Source organism: Haladaptatus marinus (genome assembly GCF_051194195.1).
Genome location: NZ_JBLZNK010000003.1, coordinates 945,732 through 967,120, shown reverse-complemented (window position 1 = coordinate 967,120; position 21,389 = coordinate 945,732). Strand labels below are relative to the sequence as shown.

The window sequence follows — 21,389 nt, the reverse complement described above, 5'->3', positions numbered from 1 at the left end:
CGTCTTTGTAACTGCCACCACAGTCCGGCGTATGGACTACTCGTTTCCAGTCGCGGTGCTCCTCGGGGTGTATCTCGGAGCACTCACTGGGGTCGTTCCGGCACTCGTCGCGTGGTGTCTCGGCTTCGTGTTTCGGTACGTGACGAGCGTTTCGCTCCCCGGGTTCGGTGTCGTCGTACTCGGCGTCGCCATCGCGGGCGTACAGGGTGGTTTGTTGGGCCTCCTCGACCCGACCGTTCTCGAATCACCCGTGGTCGTCGTCGCGGTCATCGTCGTGATGCTGGTGACCCAGTACGCCCACGCCAAGGGCGATTCGATGGGCGCGTCGTTTCCCCGCCGTATCGGCCTTCGAAACCTCCGAGAGCATCGCCTTTCCAGCGATGTGATAGAACGAGTTGGACGGTTCGGTCGCGTCCGCGTCCGGACGGCGGGCGATGTCGGCGACATCGACGGCTATCCACCACTTCCCGATGACCTCCGGTCGGCGATCCGTGACGGTGAATGGACGTTCCCCGCGGATCTACCTATCGGTGAACTGGAATCCCGCTTGGCGGATCGGCTTCGAACCGAATACGACCTCGCGGACGTTTCCGTCGAAATCGACATGGGTGGAAAAGCGACGGTGCGCGCCGCACCTCCGGAGGGTGCACTTTCGCGTCGTCTCCCCGCAAATCGCCGCGCAGTATCGGTCGATACGCTCGTGCCGACGGGAATCGCGCGCGGCGATGAAGTCGCGTTCGAACTCGGCGATGAGGACGTGGTCGGCACGGTTTGCAGTGCGAACACGGAGGACGGCGAAGCGGACGACGACACCGCCGAAGACGGTGGTGTCGTTCCCCGTGCACCGACGACGACCGGTGGCGACGGTCGGGTGACGGTCGCGATTCCGCAAGCCGAGGCGGCCGACTTCATTGACGGCAATCCGACGAACCTTCGGGTTCGGTCGCGCGAAACCCGTTCCGAGTTCGAACTCGTCCACCTATTCCGGCAGGCTGGCAAACAGTGGCGGAAACTTCAGGTTCGTGCCGGAAGCGGGTTGGACGGGATGACGTTGGGGAATCTTGCCGCCCGCGACACGTACGACGTGGCGGTGTTGGGTATCGAACAGGCGAACGGGTGGTCGGTCGCCCCGTCCGGAACCACCGTCCTCACTGCCGGGGACGAACTGTACGTTGTCGGAACGAGCGACTCGATGCGTCGGTTCGCGGAGGTGGTCGAATGATGCAGTCTTTCCCACAGAATCCGGAGGGTGCGCTCGTCCAAATCGTCGGACTCGCCATCCTGTCCGGAACCGTCGCCGGTGCAGTCGCCTTCGTCCATCGATGGTACGCCCGGCAGCGGGTACCCGCCGGTCTTGCAATCCTCGCCGGAGTCGGCGCGGTCGGCATCTCTTTGGGCACTTGGAAGGCACTCCAACCGTTCATCGGCGGGAACTCGGACGTACTGATACTCCCCGAGGCAACGAAGAACGTCACTTCGTTCGTCGTTGCGGGCGTCACCGCCACCGTCGGTGCGCGAATCGGCGACCGATTGACGACCAACATGGCCGCCCTCTCGGGCGCGACGAAACTCGACGACGACGTGAGCCGAATCGTCGGTGCGGTGGGTCGAATGGTGACGGTCACGCTGCCCGAAAATATCGACGATATCGACGGCTACGACGCGGTTTCCGACGAGACGAAAGCGACACTCGCCGGGTCGTCGTTCGTCTTCCCACGCGGCATAACCGTCTCCGAACTTCGGGAACGCGTCGTCGCCCGACTCGAAGACGACCACGGTATCGGCCACGTGGATATCGACCTCGCTTCGGACGGAACCGTCGAATATCTCGCCCTCGGCAGTCGAGTTGCCGGACTCGGCCCGCTGCTCGTCCCGGGAACCGTCGCCGTCGCCATTCGTGCAGACCCGGCGTTTAGTGCGGGTGCCGGTGATTTCGTCACGGTCTGGCGACACGACGGTTCGACCTCCGAGCGCGTCACGACCGGCGAAATCAGAGGTGTTGTGGAGGACGTAGTGACGCTCGCAGTGGATGCGAGCGAGGCGACGAAATTCGGCACGGCGGAGCGGTACCGATTGGAAACGCTTCCGCGCCAATCCCGACCGGAACGCGAGTTCGTCACTCGATTGCGCTCCGCCGAGGAGACGATGGGCGTGTTGACCGTTGACCCAGAAAGCGACCTCGTCGGCCTTCCGGTTGGAAGCCTCGACGCAACCGTGGTCGCAGTTCGACCGACCGACGGTACCGTCGAGACACTTCCACTTCGTGGCCGTTTGTTGGCCGAGGGCGACGACGTGTACGTCGTCGCCCAACCGACCGTTCTGCGGCGAATCGAACGAGTAGCGGAAACCGTGGTGGAAACGATCGACGTGGAAACGACGTGGAACCGAAACCCGGCGCAGTAGCACAGTATTCAGAACCAGTACCCACGCGAAGATTCAAATACCATCCCGAGTCCAAACGGGCTAATGCGCGTTCGTCTACTGCTGGCGGCTTCGGGGATTTTCATCCCATTGTTTCAGCTGTGTTGGTTCGGTCGTCCGCGGGCGACCGAACCAACGACCCGTTGCTACCGAGAGAGAAAGCGACTTCCCACGTCCGACCGTCTCGTCGCATATGCAGTGGAAACTCTTCGCGGATCTCGCGGAAATCGCGGGAGACAAGGACGTATCCGTCGACGCCGAATCGGGCGACACCGTGCGTGATGCGCTGTCCGCCCTGCTTGAACCACGTCCGGAACTCGAAGACCGCGTATTGGACGACGATGGCCACCTCCGCGACCACATCAACGTGCTCCGAAACGGGACGAACGTGTTTACCGAGGAGGGACTGGACACGGAACTCGAATCGGGCGACGAGCTCGCGCTCTTCCCGCCGGTGAGTGGTGGATAAAACATGTACGTTCTGCTGACGAACGACGACGGCGTCGATGCACCCGGTATCGACGCGCTCTACGACGAACTTTCGGCGGTCGCCGACGTGACAGTTGTGGCACCCGCCGATAACCAGAGCGGTGCCGGGCGCACGAACTCTCACAGGGTCGCGGTGGACGACCACGACCGCGGACTCGTCGTCCACGGAACCCCTTGTGACTGTGTCGCGGTTGGCGTACAAGCACTCGACCCGACGCCTGAACTCGTGGTTTCGGGCTGCAATGCGGGGCCCAATTTCGGCGCGCACAAACTCGACCGTTCGGGAACCGTCGGGGCCGCGAAGGAGGCCGTCTATCTCGGCGTTCCGGGAATCGCAGTGTCGGCCTACGACCCCGTGACGGGTGGTTTACACGAGTTCGAGCGCGACGATTTCGCACAGGGCGCGCGGGTCGCTCGCCATCTCGTCGAGCACGCGGATTCTATCGGCTCGGGAACGTATCTGAACGTCAACGCGCCGATTACCGAGGAAACACCACCGATTCGAATCACTCGTCCGACCAGGGATTTCGGCGTTCGAATCGAGCGGGAACGGGACGACGATGGCTTCGCCGTCGTCGACCAGTTTTACGACCCGCTTCGACGAGATAGACCGGAGGAGTTGGACGACCCCAAAGGAACTGACCGCCGGGCGCTCGCCGATGGAGAGATCAGTATCTCGCCGCTCGGCATCGGTCACGAACTGAAACGGAGCGACAGCCTGTCGGAAATCGCGGCCGCGTTTCGATAATCGATTCGTCGGCAATCGTCGTTTCGTCAGCGATACTCTCTGGTCAAATCCATTCCCATCACGAAGTCGGGTTCGTCCGAGATATCCACCCGACAGTACGCCGTGTCACTGACGAACCGTGCCGTCTCGGGAATCAGCACCCGCGTCCGATCCGCGCCGCGTTCCGCGGCATCGCGGGCTATTTCGGTGAACAGCGCTCGACCGGCGTCGACGTCTTCCCACGCACCGACGGCGTATTCGACCCACTGTTCCGGTTCACCCGCTTCGTTTTTCCACTCCGATTCGCGGCAGACAGTTGCAAATCCATGCGCACCGTCGTCCTGCACGACGAGGAGTTCGCCGTGCTCGGCGCTTCGCTGGAGGTCATCACGGGTCAGTTCGGACAGCGCCCACGACTCCTCGAAATCGAGCGCGAGACCTTGCAGATGCGTCCGGGCATCGCTTCCGGTCCAGAACTTCCACGCTGCGTTTACGTCGTCGGTGACCGTCATTTGCGGTTCGGCGTCAGCGTCGGGGTCGGGATGTGCCCACCTGAACTCGGTGATGGGGTCGTACCCCGCGGCGCGCGACGAACCGAGTCCGGCGACGTTCCACGAAAACACCATGTTGCGGAAGACCGTCGCTCCGTGGTCGCGTGCCCAGTCAAACAGTTCGGTGGTCATCCGGCTGGCGACGCCCTGGCCGCGGAAGTCCGGGTTGACGCGGATTCCCTGTCCCCACGCTTCCCAGTCCGTGAGCATGACACACTGCACGATGCCCGCGAGTTGGTCACCAGCGTCCGCGACGATAGTGTACCGGTCGTCGCCGTCTATCCAGTCGTGGTAGACCTGCGGGATGTAATCTCGCTGTTCGCGGTCTGCCCACGTCCCTTCGGTGAACGCGACGACCGCCTCGTAATCGTCGTGAGTGGCTTCCCTGAGTTCGATTGTCACTCCCATGGCACCGACCGTTCGGAAATCTCGCCCGCGATGGGTTCTCGCATCGTCCTCACCGGGTCGTCGCTGTTCGCAAGCGCCCACATCAGTTTCACCTTGGCCGTGCCCGGGAGCATATCTTCACCCTCTACGACCCCAGCGTCGAGCAGGTCGCGCCCGGTATCGTACACGCGGTCACAGACCCGTCCCTCGATGCACTGGCTGGTCATGACCACGGTCGTTCCGTCATCTACCAGTTTCGAAATCCTGTCCGCCCAGTCGGAGTGGACGTGGCCCAACCCAGTTCCTTCGAGGACGAGACCCGCCTTTCCTTCGGCGAAGTCGAGGGATTCGACGCCCATGCCGGGCGTGAATTTGAGGAGTTCGACCTCGCTTTCGACGTCGTCCGAAAGTGTGAGTTCCTGCGTACCCCGTTCGTCGTACTCGCGCCGGAAGGTGACTTCCTCGGCATCGTAATCGACTTTACCGAGCGGTTTCGCGCCGATGGTCTGGAAGGCATCCCGGCGCGAGGTGTGATTCTTGCGCACTCGGGTGCCGCGGTGGAGCGCACAGTCGTCGTCGCTTTCGTTCTCGTGCATGCATACGAGCACTTCCGCGCAGTCCGCTTTCGCGGCTTCGACGGCACAGACCGCGTTCATGACGTTGTCCGAGGATGGGCGGTCGGCGGAGCGCTGGCTTCCGGTAAAGACGATCGGAACCGGCGTGTCGAGCATGAACGAGAGCGCGGAGGCGGTGAACTGCATCGTGTCGGTTCCGTGCATGACGACGACGCCGTCGGCACCGTTCTCGATTTCGTCGTACACTGCTCGGGCCAAATCCTGCCACACGCCGGTCGTCATGTTTTCGGACAGGATGTTGGCGACGACCCGTCCGCGGTAGTTCGCACGTCCCGCGAGGTCAGGCACTGCACGAAGCACGTCCTTCGCGTCGAATCGCGCGGTCACGGCACCGGTTCGGTAGTCCACGGTAGATGCGATGGTTCCGCCCGTGCTGATGAGCGAAATCGTCGGCAGTTCGGGGTCGAACTCCACGACCGACGAGTCGCTCGTCTCGCCGTCTTCGATATCGTACACGTCAGATTCGAGTACAGCAACCTCGGCGTCGTCGCGGTCGATTCCGACGTTGTAGCCGCCGTCGAGTTTGACGACGAGATTGCTCGCCGTCGAGGATGGCAGAAGTACCCCCTCGAACGTCTGGTCGGCCCGTTCGACGCGGACGCGGTCCCCTGGATTCATATCTCGGAGTAACGCGGCGTTCGACTTCAATCCACTCGTTTCGGGGAAAGGCACATTACCTCAGGGCGTCAACTCGGATACATGACCCAGCGCACCCGGACGCGCGAGACGAGCGACGACCTGTCCGACATTCTCGGCGACGAGAGTGAGGAACAGGCCGGAGAAAGCGAGGGCTTTCGAAGTCGCACGAAACGGCGAGCGGTGAACTTCTTCTCGCCACGCTATTTTCTCCTCGCCACGGTCGTGCTGACGATTTCGATGTTCGTCGGAGGATTCGTTCCGCTCGTAGGAACGCTCGGCGGACTCGTCGGCTTGTTCGTGGCGGCGTTCGTTCTCGGGGGGTTGACGAGCAAACCACGAACGTTAGAAACCGCGACCGGTGGTCTGGTCGCCGCGGGACTCACACTCCTCCTCGGAAACCTCACGCTGTTGGCGGTGGGCGGACGAACCGTCGCCGTCGCTGGACTCGGTGCTGGGTTCCTCGTGGCCGGTCTCGGTGCATATTTTGGCGGTGACCTCCGAGATGGTCTGACTCGCGACCTGTAAAATCCGCTCAGAAGACGTTTATCCGGACAGCGTCCAATGGCCGTCGTTTTGCTCGACGATTCCTCGTTCTGCCATACTCGTGAGATGGCCTTCGACGACGTGTTCGGGAGCGTCGATTTCCCGGCCGACCTCTCGCACCGTCTCCGCTCCTGCCACGAGCGTGGCCAAGATTTCGGCACGAATCGGGTTTTGTCCGTTCTCGTCCACTTCCTCGCTCAGTTGGTCGAGAACATCCGTGATTCGTCCATGAACCCATCGCTGTGCGAGCGAGAGTTCGCTCTTTAACCCCTCCAAACAGTTGAGTTCTTCCGCGAGGCTGGCGATTTCGCCTGCCTCGACGTCGCTCACGGCCTCGGTGTCACCCGCTTGCGCACTGTCGTACTGCACGTTCAGTGAGAGGTACTGACACGTGCTCACGTCGAGATTCGGGCTCGCCGGATAGGCGCTTTTCATATCGAACTCGTAGGGAGAAACGTCGACTTCAAGTCGGAGGTTCCGCGAGATGTTGAAATATTTGCGGCGCTGGCTGTCGGTTCGACTTTCGACCAATCCCGCTTCTTCGAGCTTTCGGAGGTGGTCGATGACCGCCTTCGGGCTGACACCGAGATATTCGCTTATCTCGGTGACATAGCAGGGCTTGTGCGAGAGAAGCCGCAGAATACGTCTGCGGTTTTCATTGCCGAGGATGTCGAGCAGCACTGCGGAGTCCATTCACGTCAACGACTTGGTAACGCGGACGGAAAAGCGTGTCTCTCGCCGGTAGGCGATGCTGTCGATTCGTCGTCACCGGGCGATCGACCCGCTGACGGACGGTTACGCACCGTTTCCGAGGCCGACGCTTCCATTACCAACACCGACGGTTTCGGTACCGACAGTGTCGGTTCCGGGCGTCGTTCCGTTGCCAGCGTTTGCCCCGGAACCGTTGCCGACACCGGGCATCGTCGTCGAGTTGTTGGTAGTTTCATTCGGTGCTTTCACGCTTCGAAGTGACCGAGCGACTTCGGCGACTTCGGGGCCACCGACGGTGTTCGCTTCCTTGTCGAGTTGTCGGAGTTTGTTGTTCCGGACTCCGACCTTGTCTGCCCGTGACTTCGTCTGGTTGATGGCGTGTTCGAGCGAGCGAATTTCGCCGACGATTTCGCTCATCTTAGCCTGATACTGGAGGGTGCTGATCTGACCGTTGTTACGGGCTTCGACGAGGGCTTGCTTGCGCTGTCGGACGTTTTCGAGTTCGGTTTGCATGTTGGAGACTTGGTGCCTGACGAGGGACTTTCGCGCCGACCGGTTTTTGGTTTCGTTGAATCGGGCAACCCACAGTCCGGTATCGACCGTTCCTTTCGCCTGTGATGTGCTGACCTGCATGAACGAGGAGATTTCGGCTCCAAGCGTGCTGTTGGAGCTCGTCGTATTTTCGTCAGTTTGGAGTGTGTTCGGGGAGATATCTGCTGGTTCTGCGGGCGATGGTGCGGCCGCGGTCGGCAATGCGACGGCAAACCCACATACTGTGAGCGTCGCCAACAGGAGGGCGCGAACGGAGTTCATTGGTTATTTATTACCGCCCCCACTTTAAAAAGACGGTAATTCGTTCGTTCTGTTCACACCTCGGAATGAGGACACGAGAGGTGGAAAGAGAGTTTAAAAGCCCATTAAATTCACTCTGACCGCTTGAGTGTTCGTTCTGCGGCAAAGACGGAAATAACCGACAGAGTGATACTTACAAGCGGGAGCAAAAGGCCGGGTTCGTAGCGAAGTGGCGGATGATACCCGAATCCGTAATCGAGAACGTCGCTCGCCAACGCGACGCCGAGTGCGGCAACTAAAGCGCCGCGGGTCGTTCGTCCGTAGTATGGAATGAGGAATGCTTCGAGTACGAACGCGAGGTGGGTGATGATGATGCCCCAGTAGTCCCAGAGGGCGTTCGGATCCCATGGCGGGCCGAAGTATGCCGAAAACCCGAGATTGAGCGCGACGAACGTCCAGATGCCGAATTTGACGAGCCAAACGAACGCGAAGGTGTGGAGGTAGGCGAGCGGAAGGTTCTGCGGTGCGTCGGAAAGACGGTTTCCCAGATTGGGTAACAGCGTCAGGAACGAGGCAGTGACGAGCGCAAGTGCCATGGGTGAGTCGGCGTATAGCGGCCAGAGAAACGTTGGCACCTCCGGCATGGTTTCGACGTAAAACCGAATGCCGACGAGAATTGCCAGCGAGTTGACGACCAGCAACCACACCAAACTCGGTGCGTTTTCGAGATAGTAGCGGGCGTACCGCTCGGGTATTTCCATATCTTCCCCGCGCAGGGAGCAACTAAAAGAACTCTGTCATCGTTGCATGCCCGGAACGAATAGAATCATTTATATACTAAGTTTGCCCTTCTACATAACTCCTTTGCATAACTCATATATAACTATTATCTCTTGAGTGGTAATGTCTATCATGTTCGAGTCGTTTTCCAGCGGCTACTACCTCGGTCGCCTGTACGTCGAACCCCACGAGGCAGAGCACGCTGTCATGTCCCGGGACGACCACGAGCGCGTCAATCAAGCCCTCTACGCCAGCGGTGACGGTGTCGAGCGACTCGACTGGCCGCTGGTGATGAAGATCGACCAGCAACATTTCTCCGTCCACGCGAAAGATGGTGTGCCCGACCGAACGCTCGTCGTTCCGGATTCTCTCCTCGAAAATACGCGGATTCGCAATCCACCGGAGTTGAAAGAGGTGCTGTTGGCGAAAGCTGACCGGGTCGCACAACTTATGCAGTTTCACTCGCGAAATCGGGAGTTCGGGAGTGGGGGAGCGGTTTAGAGCGCTCAGATAACGGAGTGGCTTCGGGTTCGACGAAAGTCGTTCCTATCGCGATAGAACTGCTCATGACGGCGTGTGCCCAGTAGTTGCCATCAGCAAGACACCGCATTCCGTTCAAACTGCTCAACCCCGCCCGCGTCCCCACCATCCGTTTTCGGCTGAGAGTATGCGCTTAACACCAATGAAAAAACCACACCGTGGTTTTTCGTTCTAGTTCCCGCGGCCCTGAAGCTTTTCCTCGTCGGGCAAATCCACGTTCGCTTCGCCCTTCATGCCTGCACCGATGTCCTTGCTGATTTCGGCGAGCCGCTCCGGGTCGTCCCAGTTGTTCGTCGCCTCGACGATGGCGTTGGCCATCACTCGTGGATTCTCCGCACCGAAGATGCCGGAGCCAACGAAGATGCCGTCACAGCCGTGGTGCATCATCAGCGCGGCGTCGGCGGGCGTTGCGATGCCACCTGCTGCGAAGTTCACGACCGGCAAACGACCCGCTTCGGCGGCTTCGTGGACGAGTTCGGCGGGCGCTTCGAGCTCGCGGGCGAGCATTTCGCGCTCCTCGTGGGTCTTCCCTTGGAGTTCCCGAATTGCGCCTTTGATGGTTCGTTGGTGGTGAACGGCTTGGTTCACGTCGCCCGTGCCCGCTTCACCCTTGGTTCGAATCATCGCCGCGCCTTCGTTGATTCGCCTGAGGGCTTCGCCGAGGTTGCGCGCGCCGCAGACGAACGGCGCGGTGAACTCGCGCTTGTCGATGTGGTATTTGTCGTCCGCCGGGGTGAGCACTTCCGACTCGTCTATCATATCCACGCCGATTGATTCGAGAATCTGGGCTTCGACCGAGTGGCCGATTCGCGCTTTGCCCATCACCGGAATGGACACTTCGTCGATAATTTCCTCGACATCGGCGGGGTCGGCCATCCGCGCCACGCCGCCGCGCTTTCTGATGTCCGCCGGAACCGCTTCGAGCGACATGACCGCAACCGCGCCCGCGTCCTCGGCGATTCGGGCCTGTTCTGGGTTTACAACGTCCATGATGACGCCGCCTTTCTGCATGCGGGCGAAGCCACGCTTGACGAGTTCGGTTCCGCGCTTCAGTTCCTCGATGTCCGTCGGTTCTGCCATGGGTGTTCATAACGAACCCGGGGCTTAAGACATACCGATTGCGGAACGTGAAGCCTGTCGGTGTTCTTACGATCACTCCCACCCACTACGTCGCTTGATTGTTCTACTAGAAGGATGCGCCAGCGCGCTCGCAGGAACGCTGAACGAAGTGAGGCGTGAGTGCAGTTCCGCGCTGGCGGGGGGTGGGGAAGCCTGGCGGTTGCGGGGCGGTTCCTGGTGGATGAAGGGCGAAGAAACCGACGGAAGACGAACGAAGTGAGTCTTCCAAGGTGACTGAGGGCTTCGTTTGTTGTCGTGATTTGTTCACGCTCGTTTGGTTATATTGTGTTGTAGCAAATCACGACAACAACATAACCGCCACCGCACCGCAGGCCACACCCTCCCCAACCGACTCCATCACTCGCTTGCGCGTTCACTCATCCCTCGCGCGACTTCAGAACAGACCCTCGGAGGCGAACTCCTCGGGCCTGTGCCAGCGCGCGCCAACGGTATCTGGGCAGTCTGTTCCCGAAAACCACGCCTGTTGACGCGTATCGAAGCCTCTTTGCCCCGACCATTCGTGGCCGCGAGTATGACCGGCCTCCCGCCCCGAGAGAACCTTCCGTGGTACGTCGCGCCGCTTCCGCAGTGGCTGGAGGATTTCGGCCTGCGAATGGCGTGGGTCATCGTCGGGATAAATCTCGTCGGCACCGCGTTCGGCTTCTGGTACTACGGCTTTCATCCGATTCCGCTCTCCGACCCGCTAATAACGTGGCAGTTTGCGGTCGAAGCACCCGAAATGTGGCTGTTCGTGCCCGACAGCCCGGTCGCCACGCTGTTCATCGCGCTCTCGCTCGGCCTCTGGAAACTCGGACGAAACACGGAGTGGGTAAACGCCCTCGCGTTCTTCGGCTGCATCAAGCTCGGCGCGTGGACACCCTTCGTACTGGCCGCGTTCTTTTCCGGCTTCATCGATGTCGGCTGGCCGATGTACTCCTTCCTGTTCGTCAGCCATCTCGGAATGGTTGCGGAGGCGTTTCTCATCCACCGATACAGCGATTTTCCGGTCGCTGCCGTCTTCGTCGCCGTTCTCTGGTACGGCGGAAACGACATCGTGGATTACTTCGTTCCCCTCGTCGGAACACCGCACCACACCGCACTTCCGGCTCAGGAAATACTGGCCATGGGCTACAGCCATCCGACACCGGCCCACGAAATCGCGGCGGCGGGTGCGGTTACATTGACCCTACTGGCTACGTTCCTTGCACTTGCAACGCGAGTAAAGAAGTTGGAAACGATGAACGAGTAGCCGCCTGCTGGTTGCGATTCTGACTCATCCTTCCAGTACAACTAGCGTTTCTAGTACATTACGGTGTCCGAGAGTACATTTTAGTAGTTTCCAGTGCGAATAGGTACCATGACTGTCGAGCAAGATGATTTCGAGAACCTTCCGGAAACCGCCGTACATATCAAAGAAGGAACCAACGGCCGCCGCGCGATGGCTTTCCTGGCCGCCAACGACGGTCACGCATTCTCCCGGAGCGAGATACGCGATGGAACCGGTATCTCAGACGGAAGTATCGGGCCGGTACTGACTCGGTTAGCCGACGATGGACTTCTCGAACGTCGTGGTCAGTATTGGACGTTTGCCTCCGACCGACTGGAATCGATGAAGTCCGAGGGTCTCCTGGACGAACTCCGCGAGGAGTGGGACGAAGGATGGTAACCTCGTTGTGGCAGAACGTTCACATCTCACCGTTCGTGTGCGACCGAACCCACAACTCGCCGATACGGGAAAGTCGCGTCCGGTAGGACTTTCCGTGTTCTTCCTGTTCGATGTAGCCTTTTCCGCCCGGCCCTAATCTATCGACGTTGTAGATGACCTTCGATCGGAAGCTGTCGGTGTATTCTTCGTTCAAATCGCGGGACAGTGCTTGCGCGAGTTCGCTCACGCTTTCGAACTCGCCGTGCTCGCCGAGGGTGAACAGGATGAGTTCCTCGAAGGGCTTGACGTTCGAAAACGAGGCGACCGGGAGTTCCACGATATGTCTGCCATCGATTTCTTTCGCGCCGATGGTCGTCCCGCGCTCGTCGAACTCCGAAAGCAGGTCGAGGGCGCTTTCGAGTCGCGTTTCGATGCGCGCCTCGTCCACGTCGCCGTCGCGCACCGACGCGAGCAAGTCGATTTCCTCTCGCAGTTCCTCGGCGAGTTCGGTCTCCAGATATTTCTCCGGAGCGGTGTAGTAGGTGTGTATCTTTTCGCGGTCGCTCTGTCGCTCGACCATGATGGAGTGGGCTGCAGTCGCGAACGCGAAACTCACCGTTCGGGGCATCGCGCTGACGTTCACCCAGACCTCTCCGCCCGCATCGAGTTCGGCGTTGATTCTATCGTATGCTTGCTCGAACGCGGCGTCGTAGTCGTACACGTCTTCCAGCACGACGCGCTCCGTTTCCGCGCCGAGCAGGTTCTCGAAATCCTTGCCGAGCTTTCGGGAGAGGTTGCGGGAATACTCGACGTTGGCCTCGCTTCCGACCGCCCCTTCGAGGAGGATGACACGATCCACGTCGAGTTGGTCGCGCACGAGCGGCGCGATGACCCGGTCGTAGTCGAATCCGACCGGAACGATGTGTGTCTGCATACGAGTCGGTTCTCGTGAAGTGGGTTTAAACTCGTCGTCAACTCCCTCGGGCAGTGTGTGAATTCGGTTGGTCGTTTCGAGTTGCTAGCCTTCGTTGCGGACGCGACTAAGAAGTGTCATCTGGAACGTTGCTAGCTACTGCCGACAACAGCTAGCCCGAAAAACAAAGCTCCAATCGAGAATGACGGCGATTTCTGAAAAATAACCCCTGAAAACTCAGCAACGAAGAAACGAATCAAACACCCAGAACCAAAAAATCAACTTCCAGTTAGTCAGCTTGCAGGTCGAAGTAGAGATTCGTCTCCTCACTGGCCGACGGTGACGTAACGGCCGATACCGAGACCGTCAACACCAGTCCGATGAGCATCCCGACGACCGAGGCCAGCCAACCGCCGTAGGTGCCCGGCACAAACGACACGAAGACGCTCAGGAGGTAGAACGCTTGACTGCCAAGGATTCCAGCGAACATTCCTGCTCGCGTCACCCGCGACCAGTAGAGTGCGACGATGACGGGGAGCGCGAGTTGGGCGAAGCCACCGAAGGCGGTCGAACCGATTTCGACGATTGCCTTGGGCGTGTAGAGGCTAGCGACGAACGCGCCGATTGCGAAGACGGCGACGCCGATTCGTCCGAGGGTGTCCTCCCAACTGTCGCTCGCGTCCGGGTTGACGAATGGACGATAGAGGTCGCGGGTGAAATAGGACGACCCCGAGAGGAGCATCGAGTCGGACGAAGACATCATTGCGGCCATCGCGCCCGCGATGACCAACGCGGCGAACCACGTCGGGGCGTACTCGGCGAGCAGGACGGAGAGGACGTTTTCGCTTCCGGCGTCGATGGGCAGGCCGCGTGCCCACGCACCGAGCATGAACGCCGGGACGAACAGCAGGACGACCATAATCGGCCACAGCGAGAACGTTCGCTTCAGCACCTTCTTCGACCCGGCGACGAAAAATCGCTGATTGACCTGCGGGAACATCGCCACGCCGAAGGCGATGCCGATGGCCTGCGAGAGCATCCACTGTGGGGAGTAGACCCCCCCGCCGAGCGAGAGGAACTCCGGATTCGATTCGGCGAGAGTTGCAGTCGCAGAACTCATCCCACCCAGTTCGGTGAGCACCCAGAGCACGGCGGCCCAGACCATCACGAGCATGAACGCACCCTGCAAGGTGTCCGTCCACGCGATGCCGCGCATTCCCGCGAGGACGACATAGGCTATCATGAATACCGTCACCAGTCCTGCGCCCATCGCATAGGAGAGTTCACCACCGGTCAGGGCTTCCAGCGCAGTTCCGGCCCCGACCTGTTGAAGCATCACGTAGGGGAACAGCCAGAACAGGCTGATTCCGGCGACGAGGCCGCGAAGTGCGGGCGACCCGAATCGGTCGCCGAGCATCTCACCAAGCGTGACGTACCCATGTTCGCGCCCGAGGAGCCACTGTTTGTAGCCGACGATGTACCACAGCACGGCGAACAGTACGCCGTCCATCAGCCCCATCACGAGAATCCACTCCGGCCCGGAACCGTAGACGATGTTCGGCCCGCCAAAGAACGTGAACGCCGAGAGCAGCGTTGCGAACGTCGTGAACAGCAGGACGACGGTACCGAGGGTTCGACTGGCGAGGTAGTAATCTTCCGCGCTCCGGTCGGTCAGCCGATACGCCAGCAGACCGACGAGCAGCGAGAGGAGGAGATAACCCCCGACGATACCCAACTGAAGCGTCGTCTCGCTCATGCTCCCTCCTCGATGCCCAGGCCCCATGCCCGGTCTGCGAACAGTTTGAACACGACCGCAACGACCACCATCCAGCCGATGTGCCACCAGAGCCACACCGGCAGGCCGTACGCCACTTGTCCATCTCCCCAGAGGAACCACGGTATCGTCAACGCGATAAGCACCGCGAAAACGGCCATCCAGCCAAGCCGTGTGGAGTCGTTACTCATCGTTCCAGATGTTTGACCACGAGGTGATAAGATTTGCCAAACGTTTTCGAACCACCTATTCGAAGAAAATTTGTCTTCAAATACGGGCCGTGTTCGTGGTCTCGATGTCGTTCACCGGGAACAACGGCTAAAACCGTGGGAGTTCCACGAACACCATGATGCGCACTGCGATTCAGTTGTACACGCTCCGCGATCTGGACGTGCCGCTTCCCGACCTGCTCGCTCGTGTCGGTGAAACCGAGTTCGACGGCGTAGAGTTCGCGGGGTTTGGCGATGCAACCCCCGCGGACGTGGCAGACGCGCTCGATGAAACCGAACTCGACGTTGCTGGGGCACACGTCCCCATCGAGGAACTCGAAGCGAACACGGAGGCCGTGGTGAAAGCGTACCAGGAAGTGGGCTGTACCAGACTCGTCGTCCCGTATCTCGACGAATCAAACTTCGACAGCGAGGCGGCGGCGACCGAAACTGCACACCGACTGGACGCCCTCGCGGAACGCGTCGAAGCACACGGTGCGACGCTCAGTTATCACAATCACGACCACGAATTCACCGATATCGGCGACGGGACGGGATTCGACATCCTCATCGCGGAATCGGACGTGGACATCGAACTCGACGTTGGATGGGTCGTCGCGGCGGGTCGTGACCCGATTTCACTTCTCGACACCCTCGCCGGGCGCGTCCCACTGGTTCATCTGAAAGACACCGCCGCTGGTATACCGGTCGAACTCGGTGACGGTGATGTGGATCTGGAGGCCTGTGCGAACGCCGCCCGTCGAGTCGGGAGCGACTGGATAGTCTACGAACACGACGACCCGGACGACCCGGAAGCGTCTCTTGTTCATGGTTCGAAACGAATGGCGAAGCTGGAGTACCGTTCATAAGTTCCATTTAACTGTCTGTATTTCACTCTGATTTTACGCAAAAATTGACGCAAAATCGCGGGAGAGAGCGCTGGTGACGACAGCTATTTCAGCGTTCAAGCGCGAAAATGAGACGTATCCATGGCACCGCTCATGGACGCATCACAATCACGCCCTTCACAGGGGCAGTTCATCACTCATGGACGACACAGCGAAATACCTCATTCACGCAGATATTACCGCCGACGGGGTGGTAGAGCGGAGTGACGTCGTCGGCGCAATCTTCGGACAAACTGAGGGACTGCTGGGCGACGACCTCGATTTACGAGACCTCCAGCAGTCCTCGAAGGTCGGCCGTATCGACGTGCGCGTCGAGAGCGAACACGGCCAATCGTTCGGCACCGTCACCATCGCCAGCAGTCTCGACAAAGTCGAAACGGCGATTCTCGCGGCATCGCTCGAAACTATCGAGCGCGTCGGCCCGTGTCGCGCGAGCGTCAGCATCGCCAACGTCGAAGACGTTCGAACCGCAAAACGGAGAGAAGTCGTCGACCGCGCAAAGGAACTCCTGTCGTCGTCGTTCGACGACGACGTAATGACCAGTCAGGAGATTCTGGCGGAGGTTCGCCAGAGCATCCGCGTCGAGGATATCACGGAGTACGAAGGCTTCCCAGCCGGGCCGAACGTCACGAACACCGACGCCATCATCGTCGTCGAAGGTCGCGCGGACGTGCTGACCCTTCTCCGATACGGCGTGAAAAACGCCATCGCGGTAGAGGGAACGAACGTCCCCGATGTCGTCGCTAACCTCACACAAGAGCGCACGACGACCGCATTTCTCGACGCCGACCGCGGCGGCGACCTCATCCTCAAGGAACTCGAACAGGTCGGTGACATCGACTACGTCGCTGTCGCTCCGTCCGGGAAGTCGGTCGAAGATCTGTCCCGCGATGAGGTGATGTCCGCCCTCCGGAAGAAACGCCCGCTCGACCGATTCGAACGCGACGATACACAGTTCGCCGCCGCAACCGACGGCAGTACGCTTCCTGCACCGGAAAACGGCGACACGGACACCGACCGTCCCATCGAGCCCTCAATCGGAACCGCATCCGATGCTGAAGTCGAAACCGGCGCGGACGCCATCGATTCCTCGGACGATGGGGTCGCCGAAGAGCAAGTCGATGCCGGAACGATCGAGGTTGAGAATGCTCCCGTCGAAAATATCGAATCGGCGGCGAGCGAAGACTGCTCGGCCGCAGTCGAGGACGAATCGGAGCAGTCCGATGACGAAACTGATACACCGGAACGCGAACCACAGACGCTTCGAAGCCACGCTCAAGCGGTCATCGACGGCGAATCCGAGACCGCGAGACTGTTGGACGACGAATTTTCGATCCTCGCGGAAGCGCCCGCCAACGAGACGTTCGACGCCATCGAGAACGCTGAGTCCGTCCCGCACGCCGTCGTGTTCGATGGAACGCTCAGCCAGCGAATCCTCGACGTTTCAGCCCAGCGCGGCGTCGAACAGATCGTCGCCCGCGACGAGGGCGAGTTCGTGAAGAAACCGACGACGGTTCGTATCCTCACGGCGAACCGGCTTTAGATATTTTTCCCGAACACGAATGCGCGTTTGCCATCGGCGTAGTAGTCCGGTTCCTCCCGCCACAACTCGAACCCCTGTGATTCGTACAGCGTCTGTGCCGACTCGTTTTCCTCGTGAACAGCGAGCGAGATGGTTTCACAGCCGTTTTCTTGCGCCGTCATAATCGCGGTTTTCACCAGTCTCGTCGCCCGTCCCTCCCGTCGATGTATCGGCTCAACGACGAGTTCCGCGAGGTAGGCATCATCACTGATGAGTATGAGAACGTAGCCGACCGGCCGTCCTTTCGCGGTGGAAACAAAAACCACCCCTGCCCCTGAAAGGGCGGTTTCCAATAGTTCCGGCGTTGGTTCGGGAAGCCATGTCCGAAGCGTTTGGAGACGAGCAAGTTCGTCGGCGGTCGCCGATCGAATCACGCTGGAAGTCCCACCACGAGCGAGAGTCCAGCACCCAAGAGCGCTCCAGCGAGTGTCGCGAGGAAGTTGACGCTCTGATTACCGATTTTCTCGCCTTCGATGGTCGCACCCAACAGACTATCGACGGTCATACCGCCGACACCGGCCAGCGCGATGACGACACCACCAAGCGTGCCAATCGACCCGAACAGCACGACGGCGATGACTGCGACGACGATTGCACCGAGGGCACCGGCCAGTTCGCCCTGCCAGGTGACGCCGCCATCGGTGCCCGGTTCGACGCGTTCGAGCGTGGTGATGAGTCGCGGCTTGTCGAATACGCCGCCGATTTCGCTGGAGAGGGTGTCGCTCATCGCGGTTGCGATACTGCCCGCAAACGCGAAGAGGAAGACGGTACTGGCGACCGGGAGGCGGTCGCTTGCGGCAAAGGCCAGCACCGCGAACAGCGCGACGGCGGCGTTGCCGAGGACGTTCCCACCCCCGCGTGCACCCTCGTTGGCTTCCGCGACGCCGTTCTCCCGCTTCTGTTCGTAGCGGAACTTCGTGGACAGCGCCCCCAGCGCAAAAAAGGAGATGAGGACCGCGAACCACGGGTAGCCGCCGAGCACGATGGTGAGGAGTGCGAGCAGAACGCCGGTAAGCATGCCCGTCACCGAAGCGGCGTCGAGCATCCACGAAAGATAGCCGAAGCCGACCGTGACGGCGATTGCTATCGCGACTTCGGTCGGTGTCACCGTTACCGTGAGGTCGGCGAACAGCCATAGGAGGAGTGCCACGGAGAACATCACCAGCGGATCGTCGCGTTCGAACAACACGGAGCGAAGTAAACCCGCCAACAGCGCGCCGCTGGCGGAGAGGAAGATGAGGATTGGAATCATCGAATCGATGGGCATATCGTTGACGCTCAGAACGACGATTTGCGCGGCAAATGCCGCCACGAACCCACCGACGGTAAAGCCTGCTGTCGCGGTGATAGCGGTGTTGTTCCACGACCGAGCGACTTGCTCAACGAGGTTCCCATAGACGAGCAGACAGACTGCGGCGGCGAACACGCGCGTCGGAAGATCGACGACGATGACGAGCATGGCGAGCCCTGCGGTCGCAAAGGAGAATGCGGCGAGGCCCCGAAGTCTCCCTTCACTGCGGTCGCTGGGGCGTGCGAACAGGTCGAACACGACCCCCTCATCGACGACGAGCGCAAGCGCACCGATCGCGGCGAACAGTGCGGCCACGCCCGCCACCAGCACCGACCCAACGAGGGCTAACGTCCCGACACCCGCGAACGCCGCCGCCCGTCGTATGCTCGTGGTCACGGTGTGAATTTTCGAGGACGAACACTTAATCTTCCCGAACGGCGCATGGCGTGACGTTTAAGATTCGATAGCGGTAACTCCGCGCCAGTGGGACTTTACGACCGGTACCTCACGACACGCGTCCGACGACACGTGGCCGACGCGCCGAGCCACATCGCCGTCGTCATCACCGAACGCGACCTGCTGGAACAGGGTGCATACGAAACGCTCGAATCTTTCTTCGACTGGGCGTTCGACTACGGCGCGGAACGCGTCACCGTGTACGTGAGCGTGTTGGACTCCGGCGCGGTACCGACCCTCCAGCGCGAACTGGAGAACGTCCGCGCACCGCGAGAAATCGCGGTGCGTGGTCCCGACGACCTCACGCCCGCCGACGCCCCGATTCAGGTGAGCATCGGACTCGGTGGCAAGAGCGAATTCGCGGAGGCGGTACGTGCGGTCGCCGAGGACGTGGAATCGGGTGACGTGTCCGCGGACGACATCGACGAGTCGGCAATCGAATCGAGATTGGTGTTTCCGACTGACCCCGACCTCGTCATAAAAACCGGCGCGGAACGGCTGTCGGATTTCATGATTTGGCAGTCAGTGTACTCGGAGCTGTACTTTACCGACGTGAATTGGCGCGATTTCCGACAGCGAGACTATCTGCGAGCGATTTTGGATTTCAAGAATCGACAGCGGCGATTCGGGCGATGAGTGGATGACGTGCGCCAGAACACGAATTGCCGATTTTTGACCCGTAACGATCGCTACGGTAACGAACTGAGACGGGTGGTAGGAGACTCGGATGAGCCGCCATTTCGACCGTTTGTTCGGTTTACATCACGAGAATCATTGTTAACGATTCGGTCGGTAGGATCGGACTTCTAGTGCACGGCATTCGGTTCCGACATGGAAGGGTTCGCTTATAGTTTCGACAACTACAGTTGCACCTGTTATATCCCCCATTCTCAAATAGAAGACGACGGTCATACTGACTGGGATGGGGGCACCGAGTGGCAGGACTACCAGACGGACGTATCTCCGAGTGGCCGGTGTTGCGCTCGCGACGACAGTTGCGGGCTGTGGCGAGACGTCCGAACCGAGCAAGGAGTCCGTTCTCGCCCCCTATCGCAACCGATTCGAACGAGTTGTAGACCTTGGTCAAACGGACGTGGATAGGACGGGAGCCGAAGCAGCGGACGCAGTCGTGAACGAAACGATGGGAGATGGGACGCTGCTCTACTTCCCGCCGGGAACCTATCGACTCTCGACCCTCGACGTTTCCGGACGGTCGAACTGCGGATTCGTGGGAAACGATGCCACGTTGCTCGTGCCGCCGTCGGAACGGGGAAACTGGATTTACGGGGAACCGGTTCGCGATCTCCTGTTCGATGGGTTCACCTTCGATTACACGACGCCTACTGCCGCTCCCGTCGTCGCCTTCTCGGTTACCGGGCGGAACAACGTTCTCCGGAACCTCAGGTTCAAAGGAAGCCGTGGCGCCTACCCCCGCAGCGGTCTCGAACTCGAAGTTCCAAACCCCTCCGCGTCACTGCTCGTCGAGCGAGTTCACATGCGGGGCGGGTCGCTGAACGGAAACGCGATTTTCACACACACCGGCGAAGGGTCGCTGCAATTCGTCGATTGTCATATCGAACACTGGGCCGAGGGACTCTATGCGTCCCCGCATTCCGGCCCACTGTTAATCAGCGGCGGGACATACGCGAACAACGGTATCGACCAGATACGAATCGGCGGCGGAACGAACGGCGCACGCGTGGAAAACGCGACCGTCCGAATGGATGATCCGCAGAGCCCGGAATCGAAACCGAACATGCGTGGAATTTGGTTGGAGGAAGGGACGAACGCGGTCGTCGATAACTGTACCATCGAGATTACGGACTTGACCGGAACGTACAGTTCGGGCGGTATTGTCGTGGAAACACAGTTCGGAACTGCGAAAATCACGAACACGACGATTCAGACGAACCGCAGCGTCCCGGCCATCAACATTCGCGTGCCGACCACCGAATACGACCCCGAAACGATGCCAAGCATGCAACGCCTTCCATCGAACCATCAGGTTATCTGTGACAATATTTCGATTTACGGCACGGCTCCGGATGGAACTGCCGTTCTGCTCGCCGGACGGGATGGCTGTAGATTTGAAAACCTCTCCATCACCCACAACATAGGAACCCGGGACGGAATCACCATCAAAAGCGGGAAACGAACGGAAATCCGTGACGCTCGTCTCCGGGTGAGTGGCACCCCAATCGTCGCGTCCGGCCCGATGCCGATACTGCGGAACGTCGATATTGATTAGAGTCGCCCGTTTTCGTAACGGACGACACC

Annotated in this window: 23 protein-coding genes; 12 read left to right on the top strand and 11 right to left on the bottom strand. The window is 60.2% G+C overall.

Features of this window, described 5'->3' with window-relative positions:
• Positions 1-31 precede the first annotated feature (31 nt).
• The 4 genes from ACN2TU_RS11150 (at position 32) to surE (ending at position 3,658) form a co-directional block, all read left to right on the top strand.
• Positions 32-1,222 carry a potassium channel family protein gene (locus ACN2TU_RS11150; protein ID WP_435155366.1) on the top strand — a complete coding sequence of 397 codons (1,191 nt, stop codon included), beginning with the start codon at positions 32-34 and terminating at the stop codon, positions 1,220-1,222.
• Positions 1,219-2,403, top strand: a complete 1,185-nt coding sequence (locus ACN2TU_RS11145; protein ID WP_435155365.1) for a DUF8167 domain-containing protein — start codon at positions 1,219-1,221, stop codon at positions 2,401-2,403. The genes ACN2TU_RS11150 and ACN2TU_RS11145 overlap by 4 nt, the downstream gene beginning before the upstream one ends.
• Positions 2,404-2,614: 211 nt before the next feature.
• Entirely contained in the window at positions 2,615-2,890 is a 276-nt protein-coding gene (locus ACN2TU_RS11140) for a ubiquitin-like small modifier protein 1 (RefSeq protein ID WP_435155364.1), read from the top strand.
• A 3-nt stretch (positions 2,891-2,893) separates the two neighbouring features.
• Positions 2,894-3,658, top strand: a complete 765-nt coding sequence (surE, locus tag ACN2TU_RS11135; protein ID WP_435155363.1) for a 5'/3'-nucleotidase SurE — start codon at positions 2,894-2,896, stop codon at positions 3,656-3,658.
• A gap of 26 nt (positions 3,659-3,684) precedes the next feature.
• Here the strand turns inward: surE and ACN2TU_RS11130 are convergent, their stop codons facing one another.
• Positions 3,685-4,596 (bottom strand): GNAT family N-acetyltransferase, encoded by a 912-nt coding sequence (locus ACN2TU_RS11130; RefSeq protein WP_435155362.1) that lies wholly within the window; start codon positions 4,594-4,596, stop codon positions 3,685-3,687.
• Positions 4,587-5,828 (bottom strand): Glu-tRNA(Gln) amidotransferase subunit GatD, encoded by a 1,242-nt coding sequence (gene gatD / locus ACN2TU_RS11125; RefSeq protein WP_435155361.1) that lies wholly within the window; start codon positions 5,826-5,828, stop codon positions 4,587-4,589. The genes ACN2TU_RS11130 and gatD overlap by 10 nt, the downstream gene beginning before the upstream one ends.
• Positions 5,829-5,909: 81 nt before the next feature.
• On the opposite strand from gatD, the gene ACN2TU_RS11120 reads away from it, so the two are divergent.
• Complete coding sequence (locus ACN2TU_RS11120; protein ID WP_435155360.1) at positions 5,910-6,374, top strand: hypothetical protein; 465 nt, start codon at positions 5,910-5,912, stop codon at positions 6,372-6,374.
• Positions 6,375-6,392: 18 nt separating this feature from the next.
• Here ACN2TU_RS11120 and ACN2TU_RS11115 read toward each other — a convergent pair whose 3' ends face one another.
• The 3 genes from ACN2TU_RS11115 to ACN2TU_RS11105 all read right to left on the bottom strand — a co-directional run bounded on the left by ACN2TU_RS11115 (position 6,393) and on the right by ACN2TU_RS11105 (position 8,656).
• Entirely contained in the window at positions 6,393-7,085 is a 693-nt protein-coding gene (locus ACN2TU_RS11115; protein ID WP_435155358.1) for an ArsR/SmtB family transcription factor, read from the bottom strand.
• 102 nt (positions 7,086-7,187) lie between these two features.
• Positions 7,188-7,916 (bottom strand): DUF7096 domain-containing protein, encoded by a 729-nt coding sequence (locus tag ACN2TU_RS11110; RefSeq protein WP_435155356.1) that lies wholly within the window; start codon positions 7,914-7,916, stop codon positions 7,188-7,190.
• 110 nt (positions 7,917-8,026) lie between these two features.
• Complete coding sequence (locus ACN2TU_RS11105) at positions 8,027-8,656, bottom strand: DUF1405 domain-containing protein (protein WP_435155355.1); 630 nt, start codon at positions 8,654-8,656, stop codon at positions 8,027-8,029.
• Between the two features lie 151 nt (positions 8,657-8,807).
• Between ACN2TU_RS11105 and ACN2TU_RS11100 the strand changes: the two genes are divergently transcribed.
• Complete coding sequence (locus ACN2TU_RS11100) at positions 8,808-9,176, top strand: DUF5802 family protein (RefSeq protein WP_435156174.1); 369 nt, start codon at positions 8,808-8,810, stop codon at positions 9,174-9,176.
• Positions 9,177-9,386: 210 nt separating this feature from the next.
• Here the strand turns inward: ACN2TU_RS11100 and pdxS are convergent, their stop codons facing one another.
• Positions 9,387-10,295: a pyridoxal 5'-phosphate synthase lyase subunit PdxS gene (pdxS, locus tag ACN2TU_RS11095; RefSeq protein ID WP_435155354.1), complete on the bottom strand. Its 909-nt coding sequence runs from the start codon at positions 10,293-10,295 to the stop codon at positions 9,387-9,389.
• A gap of 571 nt (positions 10,296-10,866) precedes the next feature.
• Here pdxS and ACN2TU_RS11090 point away from each other — a divergent pair.
• Both ACN2TU_RS11090 and ACN2TU_RS11085 read left to right on the top strand, forming a co-directional pair.
• On the top strand, positions 10,867-11,583 hold the full coding sequence (locus ACN2TU_RS11090) for a DUF1405 domain-containing protein (RefSeq protein WP_435155353.1): 717 nt from the start codon (positions 10,867-10,869) through the stop codon (positions 11,581-11,583).
• Between the two features lie 108 nt (positions 11,584-11,691).
• Positions 11,692-12,000 carry a MarR family transcriptional regulator gene (locus ACN2TU_RS11085; protein ID WP_435155352.1) on the top strand — a complete coding sequence of 103 codons (309 nt, stop codon included), beginning with the start codon at positions 11,692-11,694 and terminating at the stop codon, positions 11,998-12,000.
• 19 nt (positions 12,001-12,019) lie between these two features.
• On the opposite strand, the gene ACN2TU_RS11080 is transcribed toward ACN2TU_RS11085, so the two are convergent.
• From ACN2TU_RS11080 to ACN2TU_RS11070, 3 genes are all read right to left on the bottom strand, one after another.
• Complete coding sequence (locus ACN2TU_RS11080; RefSeq protein ID WP_435155350.1) at positions 12,020-12,913, bottom strand: HFX_2341 family transcriptional regulator; 894 nt, start codon at positions 12,911-12,913, stop codon at positions 12,020-12,022.
• A 268-nt stretch (positions 12,914-13,181) separates the two neighbouring features.
• Entirely contained in the window at positions 13,182-14,648 is a 1,467-nt protein-coding gene (locus ACN2TU_RS11075) for a sodium:solute symporter family protein (protein ID WP_435155348.1), read from the bottom strand.
• On the bottom strand, positions 14,645-14,857 hold the full coding sequence (locus ACN2TU_RS11070; RefSeq protein WP_435155347.1) for a DUF3311 domain-containing protein: 213 nt from the start codon (positions 14,855-14,857) through the stop codon (positions 14,645-14,647). The genes ACN2TU_RS11075 and ACN2TU_RS11070 overlap by 4 nt, the downstream gene beginning before the upstream one ends.
• Before the next feature lie 155 nt (positions 14,858-15,012).
• Here ACN2TU_RS11070 and ACN2TU_RS11065 point away from each other — a divergent pair, with 155 nt between their 5' ends.
• On the top strand, positions 15,013-15,744 hold the full coding sequence (locus ACN2TU_RS11065; RefSeq protein ID WP_435155345.1) for a sugar phosphate isomerase/epimerase family protein: 732 nt from the start codon (positions 15,013-15,015) through the stop codon (positions 15,742-15,744).
• A gap of 178 nt (positions 15,745-15,922) precedes the next feature.
• Complete coding sequence (dnaG, locus tag ACN2TU_RS11060; protein ID WP_435155343.1) at positions 15,923-17,326, top strand: DNA primase DnaG; 1,404 nt, start codon at positions 15,923-15,925, stop codon at positions 17,324-17,326.
• Here dnaG and ACN2TU_RS11055 read toward each other — a convergent pair.
• On the bottom strand, positions 17,323-17,739 hold the full coding sequence (locus ACN2TU_RS11055; RefSeq protein ID WP_435155342.1) for a GNAT family N-acetyltransferase: 417 nt from the start codon (positions 17,737-17,739) through the stop codon (positions 17,323-17,325). The two genes, dnaG and ACN2TU_RS11055, sit on opposite strands and share 4 nt — an antisense overlap.
• Positions 17,736-19,052, bottom strand: a complete 1,317-nt coding sequence (locus ACN2TU_RS11050; RefSeq protein ID WP_435155341.1) for a DUF92 domain-containing protein — start codon at positions 19,050-19,052, stop codon at positions 17,736-17,738. Before ACN2TU_RS11050 ends, ACN2TU_RS11055 begins: the two co-directional genes overlap by 4 nt.
• Before the next feature lie 87 nt (positions 19,053-19,139).
• Between ACN2TU_RS11050 and ACN2TU_RS11045 the strand changes: the two genes are divergently transcribed.
• Both ACN2TU_RS11045 and ACN2TU_RS11040 read left to right on the top strand, forming a co-directional pair.
• Positions 19,140-19,748, top strand: a complete 609-nt coding sequence (locus ACN2TU_RS11045; RefSeq protein WP_435155340.1) for an undecaprenyl diphosphate synthase family protein — start codon at positions 19,140-19,142, stop codon at positions 19,746-19,748.
• Positions 19,749-20,079: 331 nt separating this feature from the next.
• Positions 20,080-21,360 carry a right-handed parallel beta-helix repeat-containing protein gene (locus ACN2TU_RS11040; RefSeq protein WP_435155338.1) on the top strand — a complete coding sequence of 427 codons (1,281 nt, stop codon included), beginning with the start codon at positions 20,080-20,082 and terminating at the stop codon, positions 21,358-21,360.
• Positions 21,361-21,389: the final 29 nt, after the last annotated feature.